General features: G+C 35.8%; 25 protein-coding genes and 1 pseudogene. 22 read left to right on the top strand and 4 right to left on the bottom strand.

The features are described from left to right. Positions 1-198 precede the first annotated feature (198 nt). Positions 199-501, bottom strand: coding sequence for a DUF5388 domain-containing protein (locus F5ESL0225_RS08210; RefSeq protein ID WP_122048258.1), 303 nt, complete (start codon positions 499-501; stop codon positions 199-201). Further along, positions 482-1,294 (bottom strand): ParA family protein, encoded by an 813-nt coding sequence (locus F5ESL0225_RS08205; protein WP_122048257.1) that lies wholly within the window; start codon positions 1,292-1,294, stop codon positions 482-484. The genes F5ESL0225_RS08210 and F5ESL0225_RS08205 overlap by 20 nt, the downstream gene beginning before the upstream one ends. 544 nt (positions 1,295-1,838) lie before the next feature. On the opposite strand from F5ESL0225_RS08205, the gene F5ESL0225_RS08200 reads away from it, so the two are divergent. The 11 genes from F5ESL0225_RS08200 to F5ESL0225_RS08155 all read left to right on the top strand — a co-directional run bounded on the left by F5ESL0225_RS08200 (position 1,839) and on the right by F5ESL0225_RS08155 (position 11,885). Further along, positions 1,839-2,177: a hypothetical protein gene (locus F5ESL0225_RS08200; RefSeq protein WP_122048256.1), complete on the top strand. Its 339-nt coding sequence runs from the start codon at positions 1,839-1,841 to the stop codon at positions 2,175-2,177. A gap of 2 nt (positions 2,178-2,179) precedes the next feature. Further along, positions 2,180-2,965 carry a helix-turn-helix transcriptional regulator gene (locus tag F5ESL0225_RS08195; RefSeq protein WP_122048255.1) on the top strand — a complete coding sequence of 262 codons (786 nt, stop codon included), beginning with the start codon at positions 2,180-2,182 and terminating at the stop codon, positions 2,963-2,965. Between the two features lie 1,878 nt (positions 2,966-4,843). Next, positions 4,844-6,103, top strand: a complete 1,260-nt coding sequence (locus F5ESL0225_RS08190; protein WP_122048254.1) for a hypothetical protein — start codon at positions 4,844-4,846, stop codon at positions 6,101-6,103. 106 nt (positions 6,104-6,209) lie between these two features. Continuing rightward, positions 6,210-6,818, top strand: a complete 609-nt coding sequence (locus tag F5ESL0225_RS08185; protein ID WP_158592415.1) for an HNH endonuclease — start codon at positions 6,210-6,212, stop codon at positions 6,816-6,818. Positions 6,819-6,886: 68 nt separating this feature from the next. Further along, complete coding sequence (locus F5ESL0225_RS08375) at positions 6,887-7,063, top strand: hypothetical protein (protein ID WP_158592414.1); 177 nt, start codon at positions 6,887-6,889, stop codon at positions 7,061-7,063. Beyond that, positions 7,053-7,865 carry a hypothetical protein gene (locus tag F5ESL0225_RS08180; RefSeq protein ID WP_122048252.1) on the top strand — a complete coding sequence of 271 codons (813 nt, stop codon included), beginning with the start codon at positions 7,053-7,055 and terminating at the stop codon, positions 7,863-7,865. Before F5ESL0225_RS08375 ends, F5ESL0225_RS08180 begins: the two co-directional genes overlap by 11 nt. Positions 7,866-7,867: 2 nt before the next feature. After that, positions 7,868-8,356: a hypothetical protein gene (locus F5ESL0225_RS08175; protein WP_122048251.1), complete on the top strand. Its 489-nt coding sequence runs from the start codon at positions 7,868-7,870 to the stop codon at positions 8,354-8,356. A gap of 82 nt (positions 8,357-8,438) precedes the next feature. Beyond that, on the top strand, positions 8,439-9,002 hold the full coding sequence (locus F5ESL0225_RS08580) for an HNH endonuclease (protein WP_122048250.1): 564 nt from the start codon (positions 8,439-8,441) through the stop codon (positions 9,000-9,002). A 6-nt stretch (positions 9,003-9,008) separates the two neighbouring features. Beyond that, the gene (locus tag F5ESL0225_RS08165; protein ID WP_122048249.1) at positions 9,009-9,254 is read left to right on the top strand and encodes a hypothetical protein; all 246 of its coding nucleotides are present in this window, start codon (positions 9,009-9,011) and stop codon (positions 9,252-9,254) included. Positions 9,255-9,457: 203 nt separating this feature from the next. Continuing rightward, on the top strand, positions 9,458-9,973 hold the full coding sequence (locus F5ESL0225_RS08160; RefSeq protein WP_233554113.1) for a phage terminase small subunit P27 family: 516 nt from the start codon (positions 9,458-9,460) through the stop codon (positions 9,971-9,973). After that, positions 9,963-11,885 carry a terminase TerL endonuclease subunit gene (locus F5ESL0225_RS08155; protein WP_122048248.1) on the top strand — a complete coding sequence of 641 codons (1,923 nt, stop codon included), beginning with the start codon at positions 9,963-9,965 and terminating at the stop codon, positions 11,883-11,885. Before F5ESL0225_RS08160 ends, F5ESL0225_RS08155 begins: the two co-directional genes overlap by 11 nt. Before the next feature lie 657 nt (positions 11,886-12,542). Here F5ESL0225_RS08155 and F5ESL0225_RS08150 read toward each other — a convergent pair. Further along, positions 12,543-12,827 (bottom strand): helix-turn-helix transcriptional regulator, encoded by a 285-nt coding sequence (locus F5ESL0225_RS08150; protein ID WP_122048247.1) that lies wholly within the window; start codon positions 12,825-12,827, stop codon positions 12,543-12,545. Beyond that, positions 12,827-13,192 (bottom strand): type II toxin-antitoxin system RelE/ParE family toxin, encoded by a 366-nt coding sequence (locus F5ESL0225_RS08145; RefSeq protein WP_122048246.1) that lies wholly within the window; start codon positions 13,190-13,192, stop codon positions 12,827-12,829. Before F5ESL0225_RS08145 ends, F5ESL0225_RS08150 begins: the two co-directional genes overlap by 1 nt. Before the next feature lie 105 nt (positions 13,193-13,297). Here F5ESL0225_RS08145 and F5ESL0225_RS08475 point away from each other — a divergent pair, with 105 nt between their 5' ends. The 11 genes and pseudogenes from F5ESL0225_RS08475 to F5ESL0225_RS08095 form a co-directional block, all read left to right on the top strand. Continuing rightward, positions 13,298-13,468 carry a hypothetical protein gene (locus F5ESL0225_RS08475; protein ID WP_233554112.1) on the top strand — a complete coding sequence of 57 codons (171 nt, stop codon included), beginning with the start codon at positions 13,298-13,300 and terminating at the stop codon, positions 13,466-13,468. Between the two features lie 107 nt (positions 13,469-13,575). Then, the gene (locus F5ESL0225_RS08140; RefSeq protein WP_158592413.1) at positions 13,576-14,613 is read left to right on the top strand and encodes a phage portal protein; all 1,038 of its coding nucleotides are present in this window, start codon (positions 13,576-13,578) and stop codon (positions 14,611-14,613) included. Continuing rightward, positions 14,597-16,339 (top strand): phage major capsid protein, encoded by a 1,743-nt coding sequence (locus F5ESL0225_RS08135; RefSeq protein WP_122048244.1) that lies wholly within the window; start codon positions 14,597-14,599, stop codon positions 16,337-16,339. Before F5ESL0225_RS08140 ends, F5ESL0225_RS08135 begins: the two co-directional genes overlap by 17 nt. Positions 16,340-16,424: 85 nt before the next feature. After that, positions 16,425-16,718: a head-tail connector protein gene (locus F5ESL0225_RS08130; protein WP_122048243.1), complete on the top strand. Its 294-nt coding sequence runs from the start codon at positions 16,425-16,427 to the stop codon at positions 16,716-16,718. Next, positions 16,708-17,049: a phage head closure protein gene (locus tag F5ESL0225_RS08125; RefSeq protein WP_158592412.1), complete on the top strand. Its 342-nt coding sequence runs from the start codon at positions 16,708-16,710 to the stop codon at positions 17,047-17,049. The genes F5ESL0225_RS08130 and F5ESL0225_RS08125 overlap by 11 nt, the downstream gene beginning before the upstream one ends. 2 nt (positions 17,050-17,051) lie before the next feature. Next, positions 17,052-17,435 carry an HK97-gp10 family putative phage morphogenesis protein gene (locus F5ESL0225_RS08120; protein ID WP_122048241.1) on the top strand — a complete coding sequence of 128 codons (384 nt, stop codon included), beginning with the start codon at positions 17,052-17,054 and terminating at the stop codon, positions 17,433-17,435. Further along, a complete protein-coding gene (locus F5ESL0225_RS08115) occupies positions 17,432-17,812 on the top strand; it encodes a DUF806 family protein (RefSeq protein ID WP_122048240.1) in 381 nt (126 codons plus the stop codon). Before F5ESL0225_RS08120 ends, F5ESL0225_RS08115 begins: the two co-directional genes overlap by 4 nt. Before the next feature lie 16 nt (positions 17,813-17,828). Next, entirely contained in the window at positions 17,829-18,497 is a 669-nt protein-coding gene (locus F5ESL0225_RS08110) for a phage tail protein (protein ID WP_122048239.1), read from the top strand. Between the two features lie 145 nt (positions 18,498-18,642). Further along, on the top strand, positions 18,643-19,023 hold the full coding sequence (locus F5ESL0225_RS08105) for a phage tail tube assembly chaperone (RefSeq protein ID WP_122048238.1): 381 nt from the start codon (positions 18,643-18,645) through the stop codon (positions 19,021-19,023). 5 nt (positions 19,024-19,028) lie between these two features. Beyond that, positions 19,029-19,262 (top strand): hypothetical protein, encoded by a 234-nt coding sequence (locus tag F5ESL0225_RS08100; protein ID WP_122048237.1) that lies wholly within the window; start codon positions 19,029-19,031, stop codon positions 19,260-19,262. Positions 19,263-19,267: 5 nt separating this feature from the next. Continuing rightward, positions 19,268-20,443 (top strand): annotated as a pseudogene (locus F5ESL0225_RS08095) (peptidase M23); the annotation flags it as partial.

Genomic DNA, 20,443 nt, shown 5'->3' with positions numbered 1-20,443 from the left:
TAAAATTAGGGCTCATTAATGCTATACGGTTTTAATTTCACAAACTATTTTTAGCAACTGTTTTTTTGACCGTCTTTACAATCTGCATTGACTACTTCGTTTAATGGCTATTATGTAAAGTTGCCACTGGTATAGCTAATAATGATGATGTTTGTGTGATTGTAGATTGTATACAGTATATAATGGATTGTGTACAATCTACTTATGAGTGAGAAAGTCTTGTTTTTCTGCAATATCTAGCAACATATCATATTTTGCTTTAGTAGAATCAGGTAAAGAATCTAGTTTACTATCAATGAGACTTTGTATAACTTCATTAACTGTCTTACCTAATCCGATTTTTGTTAGTGAGTTTAGTTGATTAGCCACATGGTTATTTGTCCTAACTGTTTTGCTATAGGTTACTTCTTCTTTTTCAGTTGGTTCTGCACCAAATCCTAATTCTTCTCTACTAACTTGGTCAGTAACTTTTACTTTTACATCATGATTCAAAAGTGCCATTGTTAATCCTTTCTAGCATTTCTTCTGCTACTTGAGTATATGCTTCATGTGTTTCTTTATCCCACCTATTCTTTTCCACATCAGTTATACCCGTCAAATCATACCGTTTAACACGTTCCATCTGCATTATCTTATGCTTAAAGATATTTTCGTCTCCTAAATCATAAGCTGCTTGGGCTAGGATTTCATTGTCAACACTACCACCACGTTTACTTAATACTGGTAGCACACCAACAATGTTTACTTTAGCATGAAACTGATTTATTAAATTTGATTGTAAGTACCAAATGAAGTCTCTGGCACCATTTAAAGACCGCTCTTGTGTTTGTAGCATGATTACAATGTAATCACAGGTCATAAAAACATTATCATTTAACAAACTCATTGTTGGACTAACATCTAAAAAAATTAAGTCGTATTTATTTTCTAGCGGTGCTATATGGTTATATAAATAGGTAACTTTTTCTTTTTCAGTTAATTTTTGTTTATCTAACCACCGAGAAAACATATTTAAGTCACTAGCTGCTGGAATAAAATCTAGGTTATCCATAACAGGCTTAATTCCCTTTTCAAGAGGTATGTTTTTTATTAGCATACCAAATAAAGTGTGGTCAATAATTAACAATTCATCTTTTGCAGCTGCCGTCTTAGTCATTAATTGTGTTAAATTTGTTTGAGGGTCACAATCGATTAATAGGATTTTTTTACCTTTTTTAGCTAATTCATAAGCCACTAACGCTGTTGTAGATGTCTTACCAGTACCACCCTTTTGGTTTGCACATGAAATAATCATTTGTAAGTCCTTTCCGTCACAATCTATTGTAGACAGTATACCATATATTTGTCACAATATTCAATATATTTTATACAGTATACTGTATACAAGATACAAAGATTTTTATTTGACAAAATAGAAAAGGATGCTACTATTACTATTGTAAATAGAAAAGCTATTTCAGTTCCGCAAAAATAAGGACTAGAAATAACAATTGAAAACTGAATAAAAAAGACAACAAAAAAGCAAGACCTTTACAGCCTTGCTAGTCATTTTCAGTAACCTGGTGAGTTACTTAGTTGCATTAAAGCTAATCGCCAAAGAAGCTTTAATCAACTTTCAACTTAAGCCTATCTACACACTTAAGTCTCTATAAATTTCGAGATATTTATCTATTTATTTCTAATATCTATGTTAGATTTTATACTTTTTGAAAGTTTTTTTCAATGGTTAAATCCTAAAAATAGTTATTAAGAACTAAGTAGTAATAGATAAGTGTGTAAGGTGGACACGTTACTAGTTAGTTCTTTTTTATTTGACTGATTTTTAAGGAGATATAACCATGATAAATTACGGACACAGAATTGAAGCAGATGAAAAAATCGTAAACAAGTTAGGTATGACGGAAGCGATTATCATTCAATTGGTTGATGAAGAAACAACTAAATCGACAAACACTCATGATGGTAAAAAGTGGGTATGTAAAAGTTTAAAAGACTGGCACAGTCAAAATTTTAAATTTATTAGTTTGAACACCATGATTAATAAGTTCAATTCTCTAGAAAAAATGGGGTTACTTATTACAGGCAATTTTAACAAGACTAAGTATGACAAAACTAAATGGTACAGAGTTGACTATGAAAAACTTGACGAACTAATTAAAGGTAGTAAGGAGGCGTAACCATGACAACATTAGAATTAAACAGAGGATTTGACCACAGATTAGCTAGAAAAATTGGTGTTGATAAAGCTATCATGGTTAGCCAAATTAGCTACTGGACTGACAAAAATATCAACATTAGAGAAGGATATAGTTGGGTATATAACACGGCTAAAGACTGGCAGGAACAATTCGATTGGCTTAGCATTAAAACTGTACAAAGATACTTAAAATCACTGGTAAAAATGGGGCTATTAGTTGCTGACAACTTCAACAAAATGCGAATTGACAGAACTAAGTGGTATCGTGTGGACTATGAAAAATTAGCTGAAATGCTAGGAGAATCTGAAGTAGATGCCAAAGGGACTACCAGTTCCAGCCAAGAGGACTACCAGTTCCAAAGCAAAGGGACTGACAGTCCCAATGGAAAGGGACTACCAGTTCCAAGCAATAACCAGAGATTACCAGAGAGTAACACAAAAATTACTACAGTCTATAAATTCAATTCAAATCAATCTCAAACTAATCAATCACAATCTGAATCTCAGTCAGTTAATAGCAATCAATCAGTAATCAAGACTGAACAACAACACCAACCAACTAAATCGAATAAAAGATATTACCAGCAATATAGGAATAAGCAATCTGCCAAGTCCCATTACTACAAACCTTTCCAGAAGCATATTGAAAAAGCTACAGATTGGTCGAAAAATATAGCAGAAAAGTGTGATGCGGATATGAGTTCAATTCAACAGTATTTTGCTGATTTTGAAGAACAAATGTTTGGCAAGATATCGCCCCAGATATAGCAGCCAAATAACCCATCTGAATATAACGGACTAATACCCCTAGCACCTATATACCAGCCCTAGTAATCCAGTTTGATATAGCAGGCATTACTGTCATGCAGATATAGCTCTATATGCCCGTAAAATCGTTTCTAAGCGTTTTTATCTTAAAGCATGGCTAATTATGCCTAAATGTTTAAAATCCATTAGAGATGCTAATAATGGCTAATAATGAGTTAGTCATGTTGGATTAGTTAGTGTGTTTATTAAGTGTGCCTAACAGTCAAACCAGTTATATACCCTCATATGCTCATATAAGACGATATAAGCGGTTTTATTTATCTAGGCACGATTATCAACACGATTAATAATAGCTCTTCATAGCCCCTTATATTGGCTAATAATGGTGGTTTTATTAGTTGCATCCTATTTGTCAGATTGAATAATGCATCTAATTAGTTAGTCAATTAATCCTACTAATTAATCAGTCATAATTATTCATGCCTTTTATATACCCTCATATGCTCATATAAGGCTCTCTAAGACGTTTTATTTATCTTGGCATAATTATCCATGACTTGAATTAAAGTGTCTTATATAGGCTGAAACAAGCAGATAGGGAATAATTGAGTAAAAGGGACTAGTTATCCAGATAAAAGGATATATCCATCATTAACAAGTGAAAATGTTCACAAATGTGGGGCAGGGTTATTATCAATCATTAAAACCTCTGATATTTCAGACGGATACATTCCCGTTATCTTTATATCTTTTTAACTATATGAAGAGAGATATAAGAGGAGATATATCTAGAAAAGATTGAACTAATATGCCTTAAAAGATATACCTAAACACAATTAATATTGAAAGAGAATGTTAACTAAGACAATGTTAGTTATCATGTTTCATTATTATGTTTGTGTAAACATGATTACTAAACATGGATATAAACATTAAAAGACAACATTAACAAGAAATATTGAGTAATTGTTTAACAAATTTGAAAGATATATCCTTTAAAAGAAATTGAAAAAAGAAATAGGGTTTTTCCGTGTGCTTTAGGCACTAAGGGAAGCCCTAAAGGTGGCTAACCTTTTTGCAGGGGAGAGCTTTAGCTCGGGGGAGCAACACTCCCCTTCATATCTTTTAATAAAAACAAAACAGATTACTAAAACATGTTTACTCAATATTGAAGAAAACATTAAAAGAGATATTAGACTAATCATGTTTAATTCAATTGTTTTGCCAAATTACAAATAGATGCAAACTATTCTCATTTTGTTCAAACTTTCTACATGGCTAGACGGGGAGTCTGGGCTCCCCGAGCCGTTGGCTCTCCTTCCCAAGAGCCTAGGGCGGCTCTATGCCTTCCCTGCACAAGGTTACGGGAAACACAATTTTTTCTTTTTTTTTTAAAACTTTTTTTAGGTTTGGCTTGAGGGGTGCTTACAGGCTCTAATGCCTGCACCCCACAGCAAACCTCATTAGTTGTTTTCTAAAGACAAACAGCTAAATGCATTAAAGCATTTATCTTTATTGTCATGTGGCAGGATATATCACACACAAAACTCAAACAGGACTACTAGAGACTGATACTCCGTATATTGCACCTTAAAAAGTGTAACAAACATTGATATTAAAACAATTTTCCCTAGTTCCCACCCAAAACATTAGAACAAAAATTAGACCAAAATGTTCCCATCAAGCTAAAAACAGCCCTTGCTACCTACAGCACCATGGGAATTACTAAAACTTTATTCTTGTGTTACAATAGTATAGAGGATATATGAGGGCATAATTAATAACCTTATACGCCGCTAAAAATCAAAAAAATTTGGAAGTACTATATTACTGATGCCAGGAAAAATAAGGATTAAGAAAACAGGGGGATTTTAAAAAATGCAAAAAGCCTACATTAAAGAGATTCAAAATTATGAAATGTTGACAAATTGGCGAGAACCAGCTAACTACAACGCACTTCAAAAAATCATAAACATGGATGATAAAAAGAAATTTACATTTAGGCAAAAAGCCCGCACTTCTCTGGTGGATGCCACTAATATGATTTCTTTGAGGAAGTTGCTAGGTGCAAAAACACCAGGCTCTGTTGCAATATCTGCAGGTAAGCCTTGGATGTGGACTTTAAAGAGTCATAAAACCAAACTTAACACACTACAAGTATTAGCTGCTGTCTTACCAGAGGGCGACTTAATCCCATTCTTACAATCTTTTTGTGGTTTGGATTACACCAACTCTGACTTTGCGTCAAGAGAAATTGTTAAGGACAATCTTTTTAAACTAGAGCGCAAGAACACTCATATGAAAGGAAAAGCACTCAAATCAGTATTCTGGGCTGGGACACCTAAGTCAGACTTGCGCAAGTCTTCAGATGATTTGTTGACAGTAGCCCGTGCTATATGCAAGGTTAGTTACGCAAAGTTGTATACACGTGGACTACTTACAGACTCTGCCAATGAACTTATAGACAGGACTATTACTCTTACCAACTTTTCGATTAAAGAGCTAAAAAAAGCAATTACACCAACAATGTCAATGGACAAAATAGCCCACTGTTTAGGCATATTTCTTTTGGCAGGCTGGCTAAAACGGATACCAGAGAAGTATACAGTTTCTGGGATTATGACCTTAAACGAAAAAAAGGGTAGTAGTCAAATAAAAAAGGCAAAAAATGGGTACACATTAGCACCAAGCATTTATATGATGCAACCACTAGATGCAATTGATTGGCAAAGCCTATTAGACACAATAACCCTAGACACAACAGCAAGTGTCAGGTCAGATTTAGTTAAATATTGGCTAGGCGAGGATTATGCGAAACAGTTCATTAATCACAATAAACAGGCAATTACAACAGAGGAGTTAGCAGCCATTACAAAAGTTAAAAATAACTTGGAAGCAACACCTAACAAAACCGTACCTAAAAAAGAGTTAGCCAAAATGCTACAGAGGGCTAATATGCATATGCAAGGTAACACAGCGTTACAGCATTTAAAGGATTTGTTAATCTGGAAGCAGTTTGACTTGATTGAAATAAACAGTAAGCTTGCTAATCTACTTGGCTTTAAAACAGAGAAGCGCACATTAAAGGACAAGGTAATTGTTAATGCTACAGCATACTGGGCAAGAAAATCATACTAATTAGCCAAAACCAAGGCATACCTACTAAAAATCAAAAATATTTGGAAGTACTATATTACTGATGCCAGGAAAAACAGGGATTAAAAAACAGGAGCAGGAAAACAAAATGAAAAACGTTACACTAGACCAAAATTTAATTACATTTCAGATTCAAGGAGAAATGGAGGTAACACAATGGAGACAGATAACAGACCCGACAATTGCAGACTACTATGAGATAAGCCAAGATGGTCAAATACGAGAAATTGAACATGATAGACGATATACACTAAACGGTAACCATTACAAAAGACACGTAAGGGGGCACATTATTAACCAGCACATTAATAACAGCGGCTATGCGATTGTGGCGGTTAACAATAATCAAGGTAAACAAATAACAAAAACTGTACATAGCTTGGTGGCTTCCACTTGGCTAAAGAAGCCGAAAACAACCCAAAAGCTTGAAGTTGACCATATAAATGGTAACAGACTTGATAATCGTGCAGACAATCTACAATGGTTAACAATAAGTCAAAACCGCAAAAAGAGACAGACACCAGCTAACAAATATCAAGGCAAAAAAGTGATTGCAATTAAAAATGGGATTAAGACAGAGTACCCCTCAATGCAACAGGCACAACAAGCAACAGGAGTGTCATCAACCACAATCAAGGGTATAGCCAATGGGATAATAGTTAACAGCAAAACTGGGTTTCTTTTTTATTTTTGTTAATGAAAAAATTGTCTAATAACCCACTATACAAATTATAACTCACTTAATCAACAAAAGGAAGTAAAAAGATGAGAAAAATGCTAGATATAGCTGCCAAAACGTGCAGCCCACTTTTACTAGGTAGCGGTATTGGAGCAGATATAGGTGGCATGATTGCCAACAGCACAGACACAGTAATAATTGGGCAGATATTGATGCTAGTAGGTTGGGTTATCTTAAAGGTGGTGCTAGATAATGACAAATAATGACGATTGGGCTAAATGGGACAACATATTAAGTCAAATAATGGATATGCCACTCTTTAAGTGTGAAGCATCCAAGTTAGCCAAGGCAACAAACAGAAATAATAAGGAAACCAAGGAAGCATTAATTAATGAGTTGTACTACAAGCGGTTATCAGATTTAGAGACTACTCAAGTGGCAGATATGGTTAACAACAATGATTACTGGCTGCGCACACGAATAACTTACAGTCGAAAAGGGTTAATTAATCAACACCTAAAGCAACTTAAAGATGAATCTGAAATAGATGTAGACAACCTTAAGCCAACAAAAACATGCCCAAACACATATGACACCCAACAGGCAATTAGACTAGCACCATTAATTTTCAGCAATAAAAAGACGGCAGAGATTGTTATATTCACCCTAAAATATGGGGAGCTAGAGACCCGAGACAAATACCATCTAACAAAAAGACAATACTGGCGCAAGATTGGCGATATAGAGCGCTATTGCATACGACACAGAGCAGATATAAAGGCATTGATACCCAATGTTGAAAAGCAACAGATATTAACTAACAAACTAAAAAAACTAAAGACAATGCTAAAGCTAATCAATCATGAGGACGATTATACAATCCAACAGCTTATATATAGCGACCTACACTTTTGGGAGAATGAAATAGCTGAAATATCAGAAGTTAAATATCAATGGTATCTGTTACATGATTATGCTAATAGTCAAGACAAACAGGCATTTAAAAATTATATAAGTCAAGAGATTAATCAATTAAATAAACAGTTAAAAAAGGAGAAAAAATAAACATGAAAAAAGAGATTAACTTTGTACAACTAGTAGGCACAGTAATGCAAGACCCTAAACCACTAAAGAGTAACCTTTTTAAATGGACTTTAAGGACAAATGACAAAACACGATTAGGTAAAGATGTACACGCATATATACCAGTGGCAAGTAACTACGAACCAACTAAAGGCGACACTGTAATAGTCACAGGTAAGATTACGACAGCGAGCCAAAAAAATGAAGATGGGAGTTACACAAATTTCTGGAATGTGCTGGCTGACGAGGTAACCAAAGCAAAACCATCAGAACACTACTGGCAACCAAACAATCCAGATACACTACAAAAGGCAGCAAACAAAATAAAAAACTTTAATGAGACTAATAATCAGATTAATGATGAGACTATTAACACAACTAAACCAACTAATAATAAGAAGGACTTAACAGCTAAAGACAAACTAAAGGCTATTAAATTAGCCAAACAATTATTGTCGGAATATGGAGAATAAAACTAGAACATTAGTCAGGACAGGGATATACCTGCCCTTTTTCCGTTAACAAATTTGTGTAATTAATGAAGAGGTAATCACTATGATACACAACTTAACAGACAACCTTAAGCCAACAAATATATACCACCATTGTAGTTACCCTAAGTGCAATGCCAAGATTAATAACGATAATCACTTTTGCTCAAAACATTGGAAGGTAATTAGCAAGGAGTATAAGGATATAAAAAACAAAACTAAAAAGAGACCCAGTAATAGGGCAAGACAATTAGCAAGTCAAAAAGACTACAACAATACTAAAAGAGACAAACAAGCTAATCGGTTTTATCACACACAACAATGGCAGAGAGCAAGAAACTATGTACTACAGAGAGACTTATATGCCTGCCAAGTGTGTGGCAACAATTATCAGGTTAATAGACTAACAGCCGACCATATAACACCAAGGAGGTATTGCGGAGATATAAACAGGCAATTAGCCCCTAATAATTTGTGGACACTTTGTAATAGGTGCAATGGCATCAAGCAATACCTAGAGAAACAATTAGACGACAAATATAAAGATAAAGCAGGACAACAATTTAGAAAGATAAGTAGAGAAGAATGGGCTACGAGAATTAAAAGGATAAGAGACAGGAAGGATTAATAATAAATGAATCTGATAAAAGCATTAGGGACAACATTAGGCGTGACACTAGCAATATTATTAGGGCTAACAGTTCTACTATTTGGCACACTATTACAATTGCTTGTTTGGGTTGGTGTAATATTGATTGCAACATGGCTAATGACGTTTATAGGGATACCCACAAACATAGGGCTATGGATTAGTGGGCTTACATTATTTGGAATAAAGATTACAACATTAATCAAATCAAAATTGAAAAATCAAAACTAAAAATCAAAAAATCAAAAATCAATTTTCAAAAATTTATATAAAATTTTTTTATAAAAAAATGAAGTTCAAAAAAATAAATCGTGAAAACCCCCGCCCCCGTAAGGCTGATAGAAGAGCGGTCACAATATGCTGGGTTCTTTTTTAAAGAATGCGATTTGATTTGTTGATATAGGGGGGTACTTACAGAAAGGAAGTAAAAAATAATGAGAAAAACAAAACTAACAACAGACAAAAATGCTCCAAGTAGGCAACGCAAAAAAACTGAAAAAATGTTAGAGAAAACTGTAGGACTGGATACTCTGCCAACTACACCACCCAATTATCTAAAAAGTTATGCCCGTGCTATGTGGCAAAAAATTGTCCCATTTCTCAACAGTACAAAGGTTGTCAAAACGCCCGACAGAGCGATGGTTGAGGCTTTATGTATTAACTATCAAGTTTTACGTGAGTCATATGATGCTATAAATGAGAATGGCATACAGACTGAAATAATCAAATCAGTGCAAAATTCAAGTGGTGAAATCATTGCACACGACAAACAGGGGTTTAAACCTAATCCAGCATTAAAGAGTATTGACAGTGCCAGTGTAAAAATCAATAGTTTAGGAAGCCAACTAGGCTTGTCCCCATCTGCTAGAGCCCAATTAACCGCACTTGATGTAGATGATGATGCTACAAATGTAGCCGATATACTAGGCGGTGGCGATAATGACTTCTAAATCAAGGCAAAAAGTGCAAGAGTTTGATTTTTCCAAGAGGGACACAAAATTATTGCCAACATTTAACCACTTATTAAATGATGGTTACTTCAATGATGTAATTAACAAATATAAAGACCCTGCAACTAGATACGCAATAAAAGTTTTAACAGATAATCAGATGGCATGTTACAAAATTCAACTGGCATGTTTCAGACATTTAAACGACTTAGTTAGAGCAGATAATAGCGACTTTGACTATTATTACGATTTGGATAAATGCCGAGAAATACTCAATTTTGCCAAATTGTGCCCAGACGTATCCGCAAATAAACCTATACCATTATTGCTATTCCAACAATTTCAACTTTGTCTAATTCAAGGTTGGAGGGCAAAACAAGATAAGCAAAAACGATTTACTTATGTATTATTGTCAGAGGCAAGAACTAATGGTAAAACATACGTCAGCAACATCTTGCTTGCTTATAACTTTCTGATAGAGAACCCAGACTCCTACAATCAAGACAATCTTTATAGTGCCCCAGTTGACAAACAAAGTAAAAAAGGGTGGAGATATATAAGACAGACTTTTAGGTTACTAAGCGAGACAGCAGGATTTAAAAAATTAATTAAGCAACAAGGCATTGATACTAATGATGACCTAGTTAAGTCAAAAAAGACACTATCTAACTTAATTCGACTAACAGCTAATTCAGGGCAATTTGACAGTTATCATTTTTTATTGGCTGTTATTGACGAGTACGGTGACCCCCAATGGGATAATGGCAGCATGGCTAAAATAACATCTGGACAAGTTCAAACAAAGAACCACCAGACTATTGCAGTATCAACAGCATACGGTAATAGCAATTGCCCAATGTACCAAGATGAGAAACGTTTATTAGAGGTACTACAAAAAGACAACAATCGTGAAGAAGATAGCTCACTTATGCTGGATTGGGAGCAAGACAATATTGATGAGACTGATAAACCAGACACATGGGTTAAATCAAACCCACTATTAGACTTGCCGAGTATACATGACACATTATTAAAAGGGCTCACAGATGAAAAAAATAAACAGGCTAAGTCTGGAGAAATATATAAGTTTCAGAATAGAAACCTTAACATGTGGTTAGCAACAAGTGTTAATCGTTATCTGCAACTTGACGATATACAAGCCGCAATAATTGCTAATGATGAGTTTGATATGACAGGACGTGATTGTTATGTAGGGTTCGATTTGTCTAGATTCTCAGATGATACGGCACTTGCTTTTGTTTTTCCACATGAAAAAGATGGACAAAAAAATTATTTTTTATATCAACATTCTTTTGTACCAACGGCAAGAACTCAAAAATCAATCGAGCTTAAGTCCGAAAAAGATGGGATTAATTACATAAATGCTGAAAGTAAAGGTTTCTGTAATATTGCAAAAAATCAGTGGGGCGAGATAGATGAGGAGACAGTAGGTAACTGGTTTATAGATTTTATCCAGAAGTATCAATTACACGTTAAAGCCTTTGTCTATGATGCATACGGTGCAAGTACATTAGTTGATTGGTGGGCGAGACAGTTACCAGAAGTACAGTTTGTGCCCTTAAGACAAGGAACGTTATCATTAGATAGCCCAACTAACGCATTGAGAAAAGCCTTTGAAACGCATAGGATTAGCATGTTAGACGACCCTATTTTGCAATACAGTTTGACAAATGCCGTAATTGCAGAAAATAATTACGGCGTGAAAATTGATAAAGAGGTTAGGACAGCGAAGATAGATTGTGTAGACGCAATTATTAACGCAATGAGTGAGGCTATATATTGGTTCGTAGACCCAAATAGAAATAAGCCAGAGCCCACAAAAAACAACCCATTCGCTGGCTGGACACAACAGCAGATTACAGATTTTTACACCAATGATTTCAGTTTTTAAATTAATAATTGCCAAATTTTTAACTTAATTATTACCACATGTGATACAATATTTTTGTAAACAAAAAAAGAAGTCCTATCGTCAGTAGGACTCCTTAATGGTAGAATTGCCTTCAAAGGGCATGGTTACCAGACAATATTTTTACTTAAAATACGCCCGTTTCCAAGTCATTAGTCAGGGCGTTTTTTTATTTTTGATTATATCCTTGTTAGTGCTTGTCGATATAAGTCAACAATGCAACAAGACACTGAATTGATAGCAATATAAGTGTTGCTACCTTGTAACCATCCATAAGTTGGCTAACCTTTCTATAGTAGACACCATAGGCATCATCCTTTCTAGAGACAGGTAGCCACACCCTTTTAAACTTTTCTACAACATCAATTATAGCAGAACTATAGAAGTTTGCTAACTTTAAATTAATCCAATTTTATTATACAAAATATCACAGCCACAAGTGTTACGGACACCTACATAAAAAGTTGATAAAATAAAATTTTTTTAAAAGAATTAGCTACTGGAGGCTATTCTATGAACATACTAGACACATATATAAAAGAAAGAATCAAAAAAGACAAGCAATTTAAAAAGGAACTAGATAACCAGCTAAATCGAAGCAAATAAAAAGAGCTGTTACTAATAGCAGCTCTTATTTTTTTACGAAAAACTAATTTTTACAGACTTACCAAAGGCATTACCTATTTTAGAGATGGTGTCCATGCTGGTGTTTGCCCCGCTTTCTATGCGAGCAACTGTTGATTGTGGTATGCCAGCTTTTGTAGCTAAGTCTTTTTGTGTCCAGCCATATTGTTCACGCTCCTGCCTTACCGCAACAGAAGCAACCAACTTATTGTATTCAGCGATAACCCCAGATTTAAATTCTGGGTTTTCCATATCTTTTGTGAAAATATCATCTACATCAATTAATGCATCTTTTCTCATTATTTTAACTCTCCTTTTTCTTTATCATATTCCAATTTAATCACCTTAGCATGGTCAATTTCCCGTTTAGGTGTTTTTTGTGTTTTCTTGGTAAAGCCGTGGGTAATTATATATTGATTAGCGTCAGCATGGAAGTACAAACACCGTTGTATATTTGAGCTAACCTTAGACCTAATTTCATAGATATTTTCATCCAACTTTTTTACCCATTCTTGTCTAGTTGCAATTATCAACCCGAAATCTTGAATAGATTTAATTGTTGCTATTAATTTTTGCTTGTCCTTTTTAGGAAGCTGGTAATAAAATTCTTCAAATTCGTTGTGTCCATTAGGGCGCTTATAACTGGTAAATCTTGGTTTCTTCATATCTTTATTATAGCATTTAATAATCAAAAATCAATATATGCTATTAAAAAATACACGAAAAACCGTACAGCTCTAGGTGTTTAAGATGAAAGGATAAAAAATAAAATGAAGCAATTTTTCAATTTTTTGCCAATGATATTGTTTATTTTTGGGCTTATATTCATTAACATTGCCTGCTTTTTAATTAACTTAATTGTTGGGTTAGTTGTAACTGGATTAAGTCTCATTGTCTTAGCAATATTAATTGGCTCAGCAGAAGGAGGTGTAACACCATAAATATACTCAGAGACCTCACTAATGCAATAACACCAACAAACACACGTATGCAATCTATACCCAGCAACAATAGTTATGCCAGTTTTAGCATTTCTGGGGGTAAGATTGTGCCTAACAGTTTAGTCAGTGTATCAACGGCGCTCAAAAACCCCGAGTTTTTAAATGCAGTAACCTTAATTGCCAGTGATATAGCCAGTTGTCGATTCAAAAATTTCCCTCCCTACATAAAAATCCTTGATATTCCAAACAATCTAATCAGCTCCTATAACTTTTGGCAATCTGCATACGCTCAACTTTTACTGACGGGTAATTCCTACCTCCTTATCAGTCGTGACAAAAATAACCTTCCAATAAAATTAGAACAAATACCTACTAGTCAAGTACAGATTAACTTATCTGATGATAGCCAAGAACTTACATACACAATAAATTTTGACGATAATCGCCACAATATAGAGGTACCCTCAAGTGAGATGATACACCTAAGACTCATGTGTACGGGTGAAGGAGACAATGCACTTAATCGTTTTGTTGGCGTAAGCCCCCTTGAAAGTTTAGCAAATACACTAAGAGTCACAGATAATAGTGACCGACTAACACTCAAACAATTAGAAAAAGCAATACTTCCCTCAAACATTATTACCCTCCCAATCCAAACAAATTCAAAGGTGAAAGATGAAGTAAGAAACGAGTTTGAAGCACAATACACTGGCGATAATGCTGGCTCAACAATAGTAATGGATAATTCGGCTACTTTGTCCCAGCTTCAAATAAATGCAGATGTAGCTAAGTTTCTGAATGCGATAGATGCAGATGCAGGAAGAATAGCAACAGCATTCGGTATTCCTGCAAGTTATCTAAGCCCAAATAAGAGTGACAATCAATCTAATGTTAGTCAGATACAAAGCTTATACGTCAACTCACTTACAAGATATATCGACCCTATAGTTTCAGAGTTAAGAATGAAGTTGCAGTTACCTACTTTGGAACTTGATATAAATCAAGCAATAGACCGAGATGGGTCACAACTTATTAATAACATTGCAAAATTAACAGCTGGGCAAACACCAGTTCTTACACAACAACAAGCCTTAAATTTATTAACGAAGCGAGGTGTATTTACCGAAGATGAACTCAAAATTTAACACTGATGTACGCACAAGAACAGTCAACCTACAGGTTCGAGATTTAGAAAACGGCAACCATGAGATTAGTGGATATGCAGTCGTGTTCAATCAACCCAGTGAAGATATGGGATTTATAGAGTATATCAGTCCTAATGCTTTAGATAACGTTGATTTGACACAATTGATGTTGCTATATGGTCATGATTTTAACTCAATACTAGCCCGAGCCGACTCTAGTACATTATCGACAAAAATTGATGATAAAGGGCTCTTTTTTGTTGCCACATTACCAGATACCACACTTGGCAATGACACGTATACAGATATTAAAAATGGAAACATAAAAGGCTGTTCATTCAGATTTGATATTGCCGACAACGGGGACGAATGGCAACAAGATGATGATGGCACACTGATTCATATAGTTAATAGAATTGAAGATGTGCCAGAGATTAGTTTGGTTACATTGCCAGCATATCAAGAAACATCAGTTACTATTCAACGGTCATTACAACAATACAAAAAAGGAGATAACAACTTGAAAAAGAGAGACAAACGAGATAACGAAGAAGAAAAAGAAGAAGTAGAAAATACTGAAACAGAAGCACCAGAAGAAAACAAAGAAGCTAAACAATTACCAGATTTTAACGGCTTAATCAATCAAATGCAACAATTTATTGATGTGTTAGCTGAAAAAGAAGATGCCACACGAGCAGAAGAAGAAATCGAAGAAGACAATGATTCGGCAGATGATGAAATCGAAGAATTACCAGATGTAACTGATGATACTGATGAAGATGATGCAGAAGAAGTAAGAAGTTTAAATAATAAGAAGGAAGCCAAAGTGAAGACAATCAAATCAACTACTATCAATAATGACAAGGAAGCCCAATTACGTGGCTTTGCAGATTACGTAAAATCACACGGTTCAGTGCGTGATAACATTACGACTAACGTTGAAGGTCAGGTATTAGTACCAAAACAAGTTTTAGACCCTCAGAAAGTCCCAGAAGATGCTAACGTTTTAACTGGCTTGGTTAATCGTGTAGCTGTTAGCTCTCCTGCTGGTAGTTTGCCAGTTATCCAACGAGGTAACGCACGTTTTGCAACCAAAGAAGAATTAGCTAAAAATCCAGAATTAGCGAAAATGGGCATAGCCGAAGTTGACTACAGATTAGCTACTTATGTTGGCAGTATTCCAATAAGTAATGAAATGTTGTCAGATTATGAACAAATCAATGGAATTGTAGCTCAATACTTATCCGATATGAGAGGTCTGACTGAACAAGACAAAATAGGAACACAATTAGCGACAGCAACAGCAGTAGCAGCAACTGACGCCGATGGAATCAAGGATGCAGTAAACATTGGCTTATCAAATTATGCAAACAAGACTTTTGTGATTACTGAATCTGGCTATGCTTTTATTGACAAATTAAAGGATGGAAATGGGCGATACTTATTTGAGGATTCAATTTCAGCAGCATCTGGTAAGTCATTGCTTGGCTACCCAGTAGTTACGGTGCCAGATAATGTACTTGGCGGTGGAGCTAAAGCATTCTTTGGAGATGTTAAGAGTTTCGTACTGGAAGCCTATAAGGATGAGTCAGCAATTAAGTGGGTGGACAACGATATTTACGGGACTAAGTTGGCATCCTATATTCGTGCAGATTTCAAAGTGGCAGACCAAAATGCAGGTAAGTTAATCACTTTATCTGCACCAGCAGGCAAGGCAGCAAAATAGCTACAACAAACATTAATCGCCAAAGAAATAAACAGTAACCAATATATGGTGGCGGTCAATTATACAAGAGAAGGGTGGTGTATAAATGACTGTACAAGCGAAAGACCTAATGACAGAATTGCATATTGATGAAACCCCAGAAGAGGAAGCTACAATTACAAATCTTATAACAACAGCTACAGCGGTTGTTAATCATGCAATTTCTGACCTAGATAACCCTGCACTAACTACAGACCCCCTTTATACCAGCGCAATCAAAGCATTAGCTACCCAGTCATATTATGACAGAACCTTATCTGCAGGCGAGAGTCAAGGAGTTAATGCTCTTATATCTGCCTTAGAACATAAATATGGAAAGGCTAATAACCATGCCACTTAACAGTATTCAGCCTTACTCACTCAACAAAAAAGCAGAATTTGGGGCTAATAAAATGGTGCATAACCCTAATACTGGGGCTAATATCAGTCAATTTGTCACAATGTTTACTTTGTGGTGTGCCCCTTACACCCGTGCAATAAGCCAACAGATAACCCTTACCCCAGAACAGTTAGACAATCCAATCATTATAGTCAGGCATAACACAAAAATTACCAATGATATGCTTGTTAAATATAACGGGAAGCAATACACAATCGTGAATATTAGCTCAGACGATTCAAATAAAATCATTGCATATGACTATATAACCCTAAGAAAGAAAGGTAAATAATAATGCAATATGACGAATGGGTTAAACAGTTTTTAGCAGACGTTCAAAAGAAGATACCAGATGCTAAAGAGCAAGAGGAGATTACTAAGGCTGGTGCAGAGGTATTAGCCAACGCTATCAGTGATAAAGCTAAAAAACTACATTATTCAAAAGCAAAGGACGAACACTTAGCAGACGATATACATGTTCAAGATGGCGATATTACAGGCGACCACAATGGTAAAACAACAGTAGGATTCGCTAAAAAAGGCTATATAGCACGATTTCTTAATGATGGTACCAAGTTTAGAAAAGGCGACCATTGGTACGATACAACAGTCAAAGAGGTAGAACCAAAAGTCTATGAAGCAATGGCAAAGAAGATGAAGGAGATTGAGGGCAAATGAAGTTACCAGTTGATGAATTGCGTGATGATATACTAGCCCTTAATCTTTCATGGGTATTAGCCGACAACATTGTTTGTAGCAACTTGTCCCTTGACCAGATGAACGACATTGACAACACCATTGTGTTCATTACTGAAGCTAGTAATCAACCTGCCAGCTGGGCTAATGCAAAGATTGGGCGTTGGCAGATAACGCTAGAGGTTCAGATTTTTTGGTCAATTAATGCAGATGTAAATATCCAGTTGGCAGAGGTTGACTTAATGAAACAGCTACTAGAAAAGGGCTGGTTAATCCAACAATCAGGCAGTCATACAACCGACCCCGACACACAACAGATAACAAAAACAATATATGTAACAAAGAATCAAGCAATATAAAGGAGAAGATAGATATATGAGTGCACACGGTATAAAAACAGTTTACTTCTGGTCATTGGATGACAATGGCAAAGTTATTACAGGAGACAAAGGCTTAACACAGAATGGTATGTATGAAGCTAATGGTACAGGCGAAGGATTCACAGCCGCTAATATCACTGGTTTAGAGGTAGAAGGAACCCAACAGTATGCTAATGATACAGTAAAAAGAGTTAGTTACGGTAAAGCTCAACCCAAGGTAGCATTGACAGCCTTAGACTTGAATCACGATATTTTAATGAAAATGAAAGGCTATGTAAAAGACAGCAAAGGCGGATTTGTCAAAGGATTAAAGAAGCCACACATTGCAATGCTTATTGTTTCAACCAGTTTGGCAGACAATACCATTCATAGTTACGAAGGCTTGGCTAATACTGAGGTAGTTGAGGAAGCAAGCAATCACTCAACCGATACAAATACTGAGGCGGATGCAGACACCACTCTTAATGCAAGTGTAATGAACCCACTTGACCCAAAGGTGTTCGTTGACCCTAATGACAGCACACACCAAGAACCGTACAAAATCTGGTTTAGTGATGAACAAGGTTTCGACTTGGCGGCGGTAATGAAAGAAGTTGGCGGTGGATGGCAAGCAGTTAACGCACCACAATCCTTAAACGCACCTACACCTCAATCTAACGACTAAAAAACATATAGAAAGGCACTCACTATTAGTGGGTGCTTTTCTTTTTTTTCAAAAATTAACGATTTTAAGACAGTTTAACTTACAGTTGTTCATCTTTTAGAATTTAAAGAGCTTAGAATCGCCCTATATAACACAGGAGTAAAAAATGAAAATCAAAATTGACCTAAATCCACTCATGCACATTAATAGAACAATCAAAGTTAAGCCAAGTGTCGACTTAATGTTACGTTCACAAGAGCTAAACATTGAAATGCTTGAATCACAGGATGCAGAACAAGATGCCTTAACTACATCTAAAAATGTTTTAAAAATGCTCAAGGATATGCTTGGCTTCATTCAAGATTTTACACAGATTAATGATGAAGAAATGGCTAACTTCCGCAAAAACTCAAGCATGGAAGATGTTGGCGAGGTACTAGGCTATCTAGTCATGAGATTACAGGGCTTATCAGATGATGAAGTCAAGAGCGCTCAAAAGAAGCAAGAGCTAGAAAATAAGGCGGCTAAATCAGACCCAAAAGACTAGCCCTATTGGCAAACAAAAGAAGACAGACTCTAGCAAGTTTGAAAAATAATAGGGAAGATTTGTTACTCAATCTCAAACAGTTTACGGAAATGGGGATACTACCTAGTCAAGCTAAAAATGAAGACTATTACGACTTATTGGACGTTATGAAGGCAAGACCGAAGGAAGAAAGAATTGAATTGATTGACCCAATCAAGCAATTACGTAAATCAAGATTCGCAAACAAGAAAGGAGGATAAAAATAATGGTTAAACTTCAAAATGATATGGCTAGTCAAGTTGGGTTAGATGTTTCAGGGGCTGTTAAGAGTTTCAAGTCACTTACAGCCGCAGTCAAAGCTAACACAGCAGAGTGGAAAGCCAATGAAGCTAGTGCTAAAAGAGCAGGTGACAGTGAAAAAGCCCAATCAGAGCGTATTAAGGGACTGTCGAAAGATATTGAGTTACAAAAAGCCAGACTATCTGAACTCAAAAAGCAACAGTCAGAAGTAGACACCTCGACTGAAAAGGGAACAAAGCGCTACTATGACCTCCAAAAATCAATTACACAAGCCAATTCTGCAATTGAGAAAGAGACTAGCCAACTAGACAAGGCTAAGTCTGGCATGTCCTACTACACTTCTGGATTAGCAGACTTACAAAAGGGGTATAAGCAAGCTGTCGCCGTTGAACAGTCTTACATTGACAGACTAAAGGCGGAGGGTAAAACAGAGGAAGCCAACGCTAAACAACTGGAAAGTTACAAAAACAGTGTTGACCATTTAAACAAGCAGTTAACAATCCAGCAGAATGAGTTAGCAAAAGTAGCTAGTGAAAGTGGTAAATCTAGTGACGCATATCGTCAGCAAGAAATCAGGGTTAATAAGACAGCAACTAGTCTAGCTAATGCGAAAAAACAGATGGACGAACTAGCTAAGTCTACTACTCAAGCACAACCTACAGGCTTCCTTGACAAGTTAAAAACAAAATTACTAGGGACTAAAAAGTCCGCCGAAGAAACCAAGACTTCAATCTCTGATATAGCTAAAGGTTCAGCCATAGGTACAGCCGTAACTGGTGCTATCAGTGGACTAGGTTCAACTTTAATGGGTGCCGCGAAAAAAGGCTTTGAATTAGCTAAAGCTGGTACTGAAATAAAAGAAGCCTGGGAGCATTTAGGCGCAGGTAAGAAGGGCGCCGAAGAGCTTGTTGGTGAAATAGGTAAAATCAGGAGTGTAGCCAATACTTCTGGTGCCGAAGTAACAGCTGCACAAAGAGCTATTTACAACGCCACTGGCGGTAACATCAAGCAAACTCAAGCATTAACTAATGAAATTTTTGCTTTCGGTAAAGCTGGTGGTGCTACTACACAGCAGATTATAGGAGCTAGTGGGAAGCTAACTAGACTATTTTCGAGTGCCAAAGTAAACCTATCCAAGTTC

The sequence above is a fragment of the Lactobacillus sp. ESL0225 genome, from assembly GCF_003692905.1.
GTDB lineage: Bacteria > Bacillota > Bacilli > Lactobacillales > Lactobacillaceae > Lactobacillus > Lactobacillus bombicola.
Note: the sequence above shows the minus strand (reverse complement) of the source record. Positions and strands in the feature narration are given on the sequence as shown.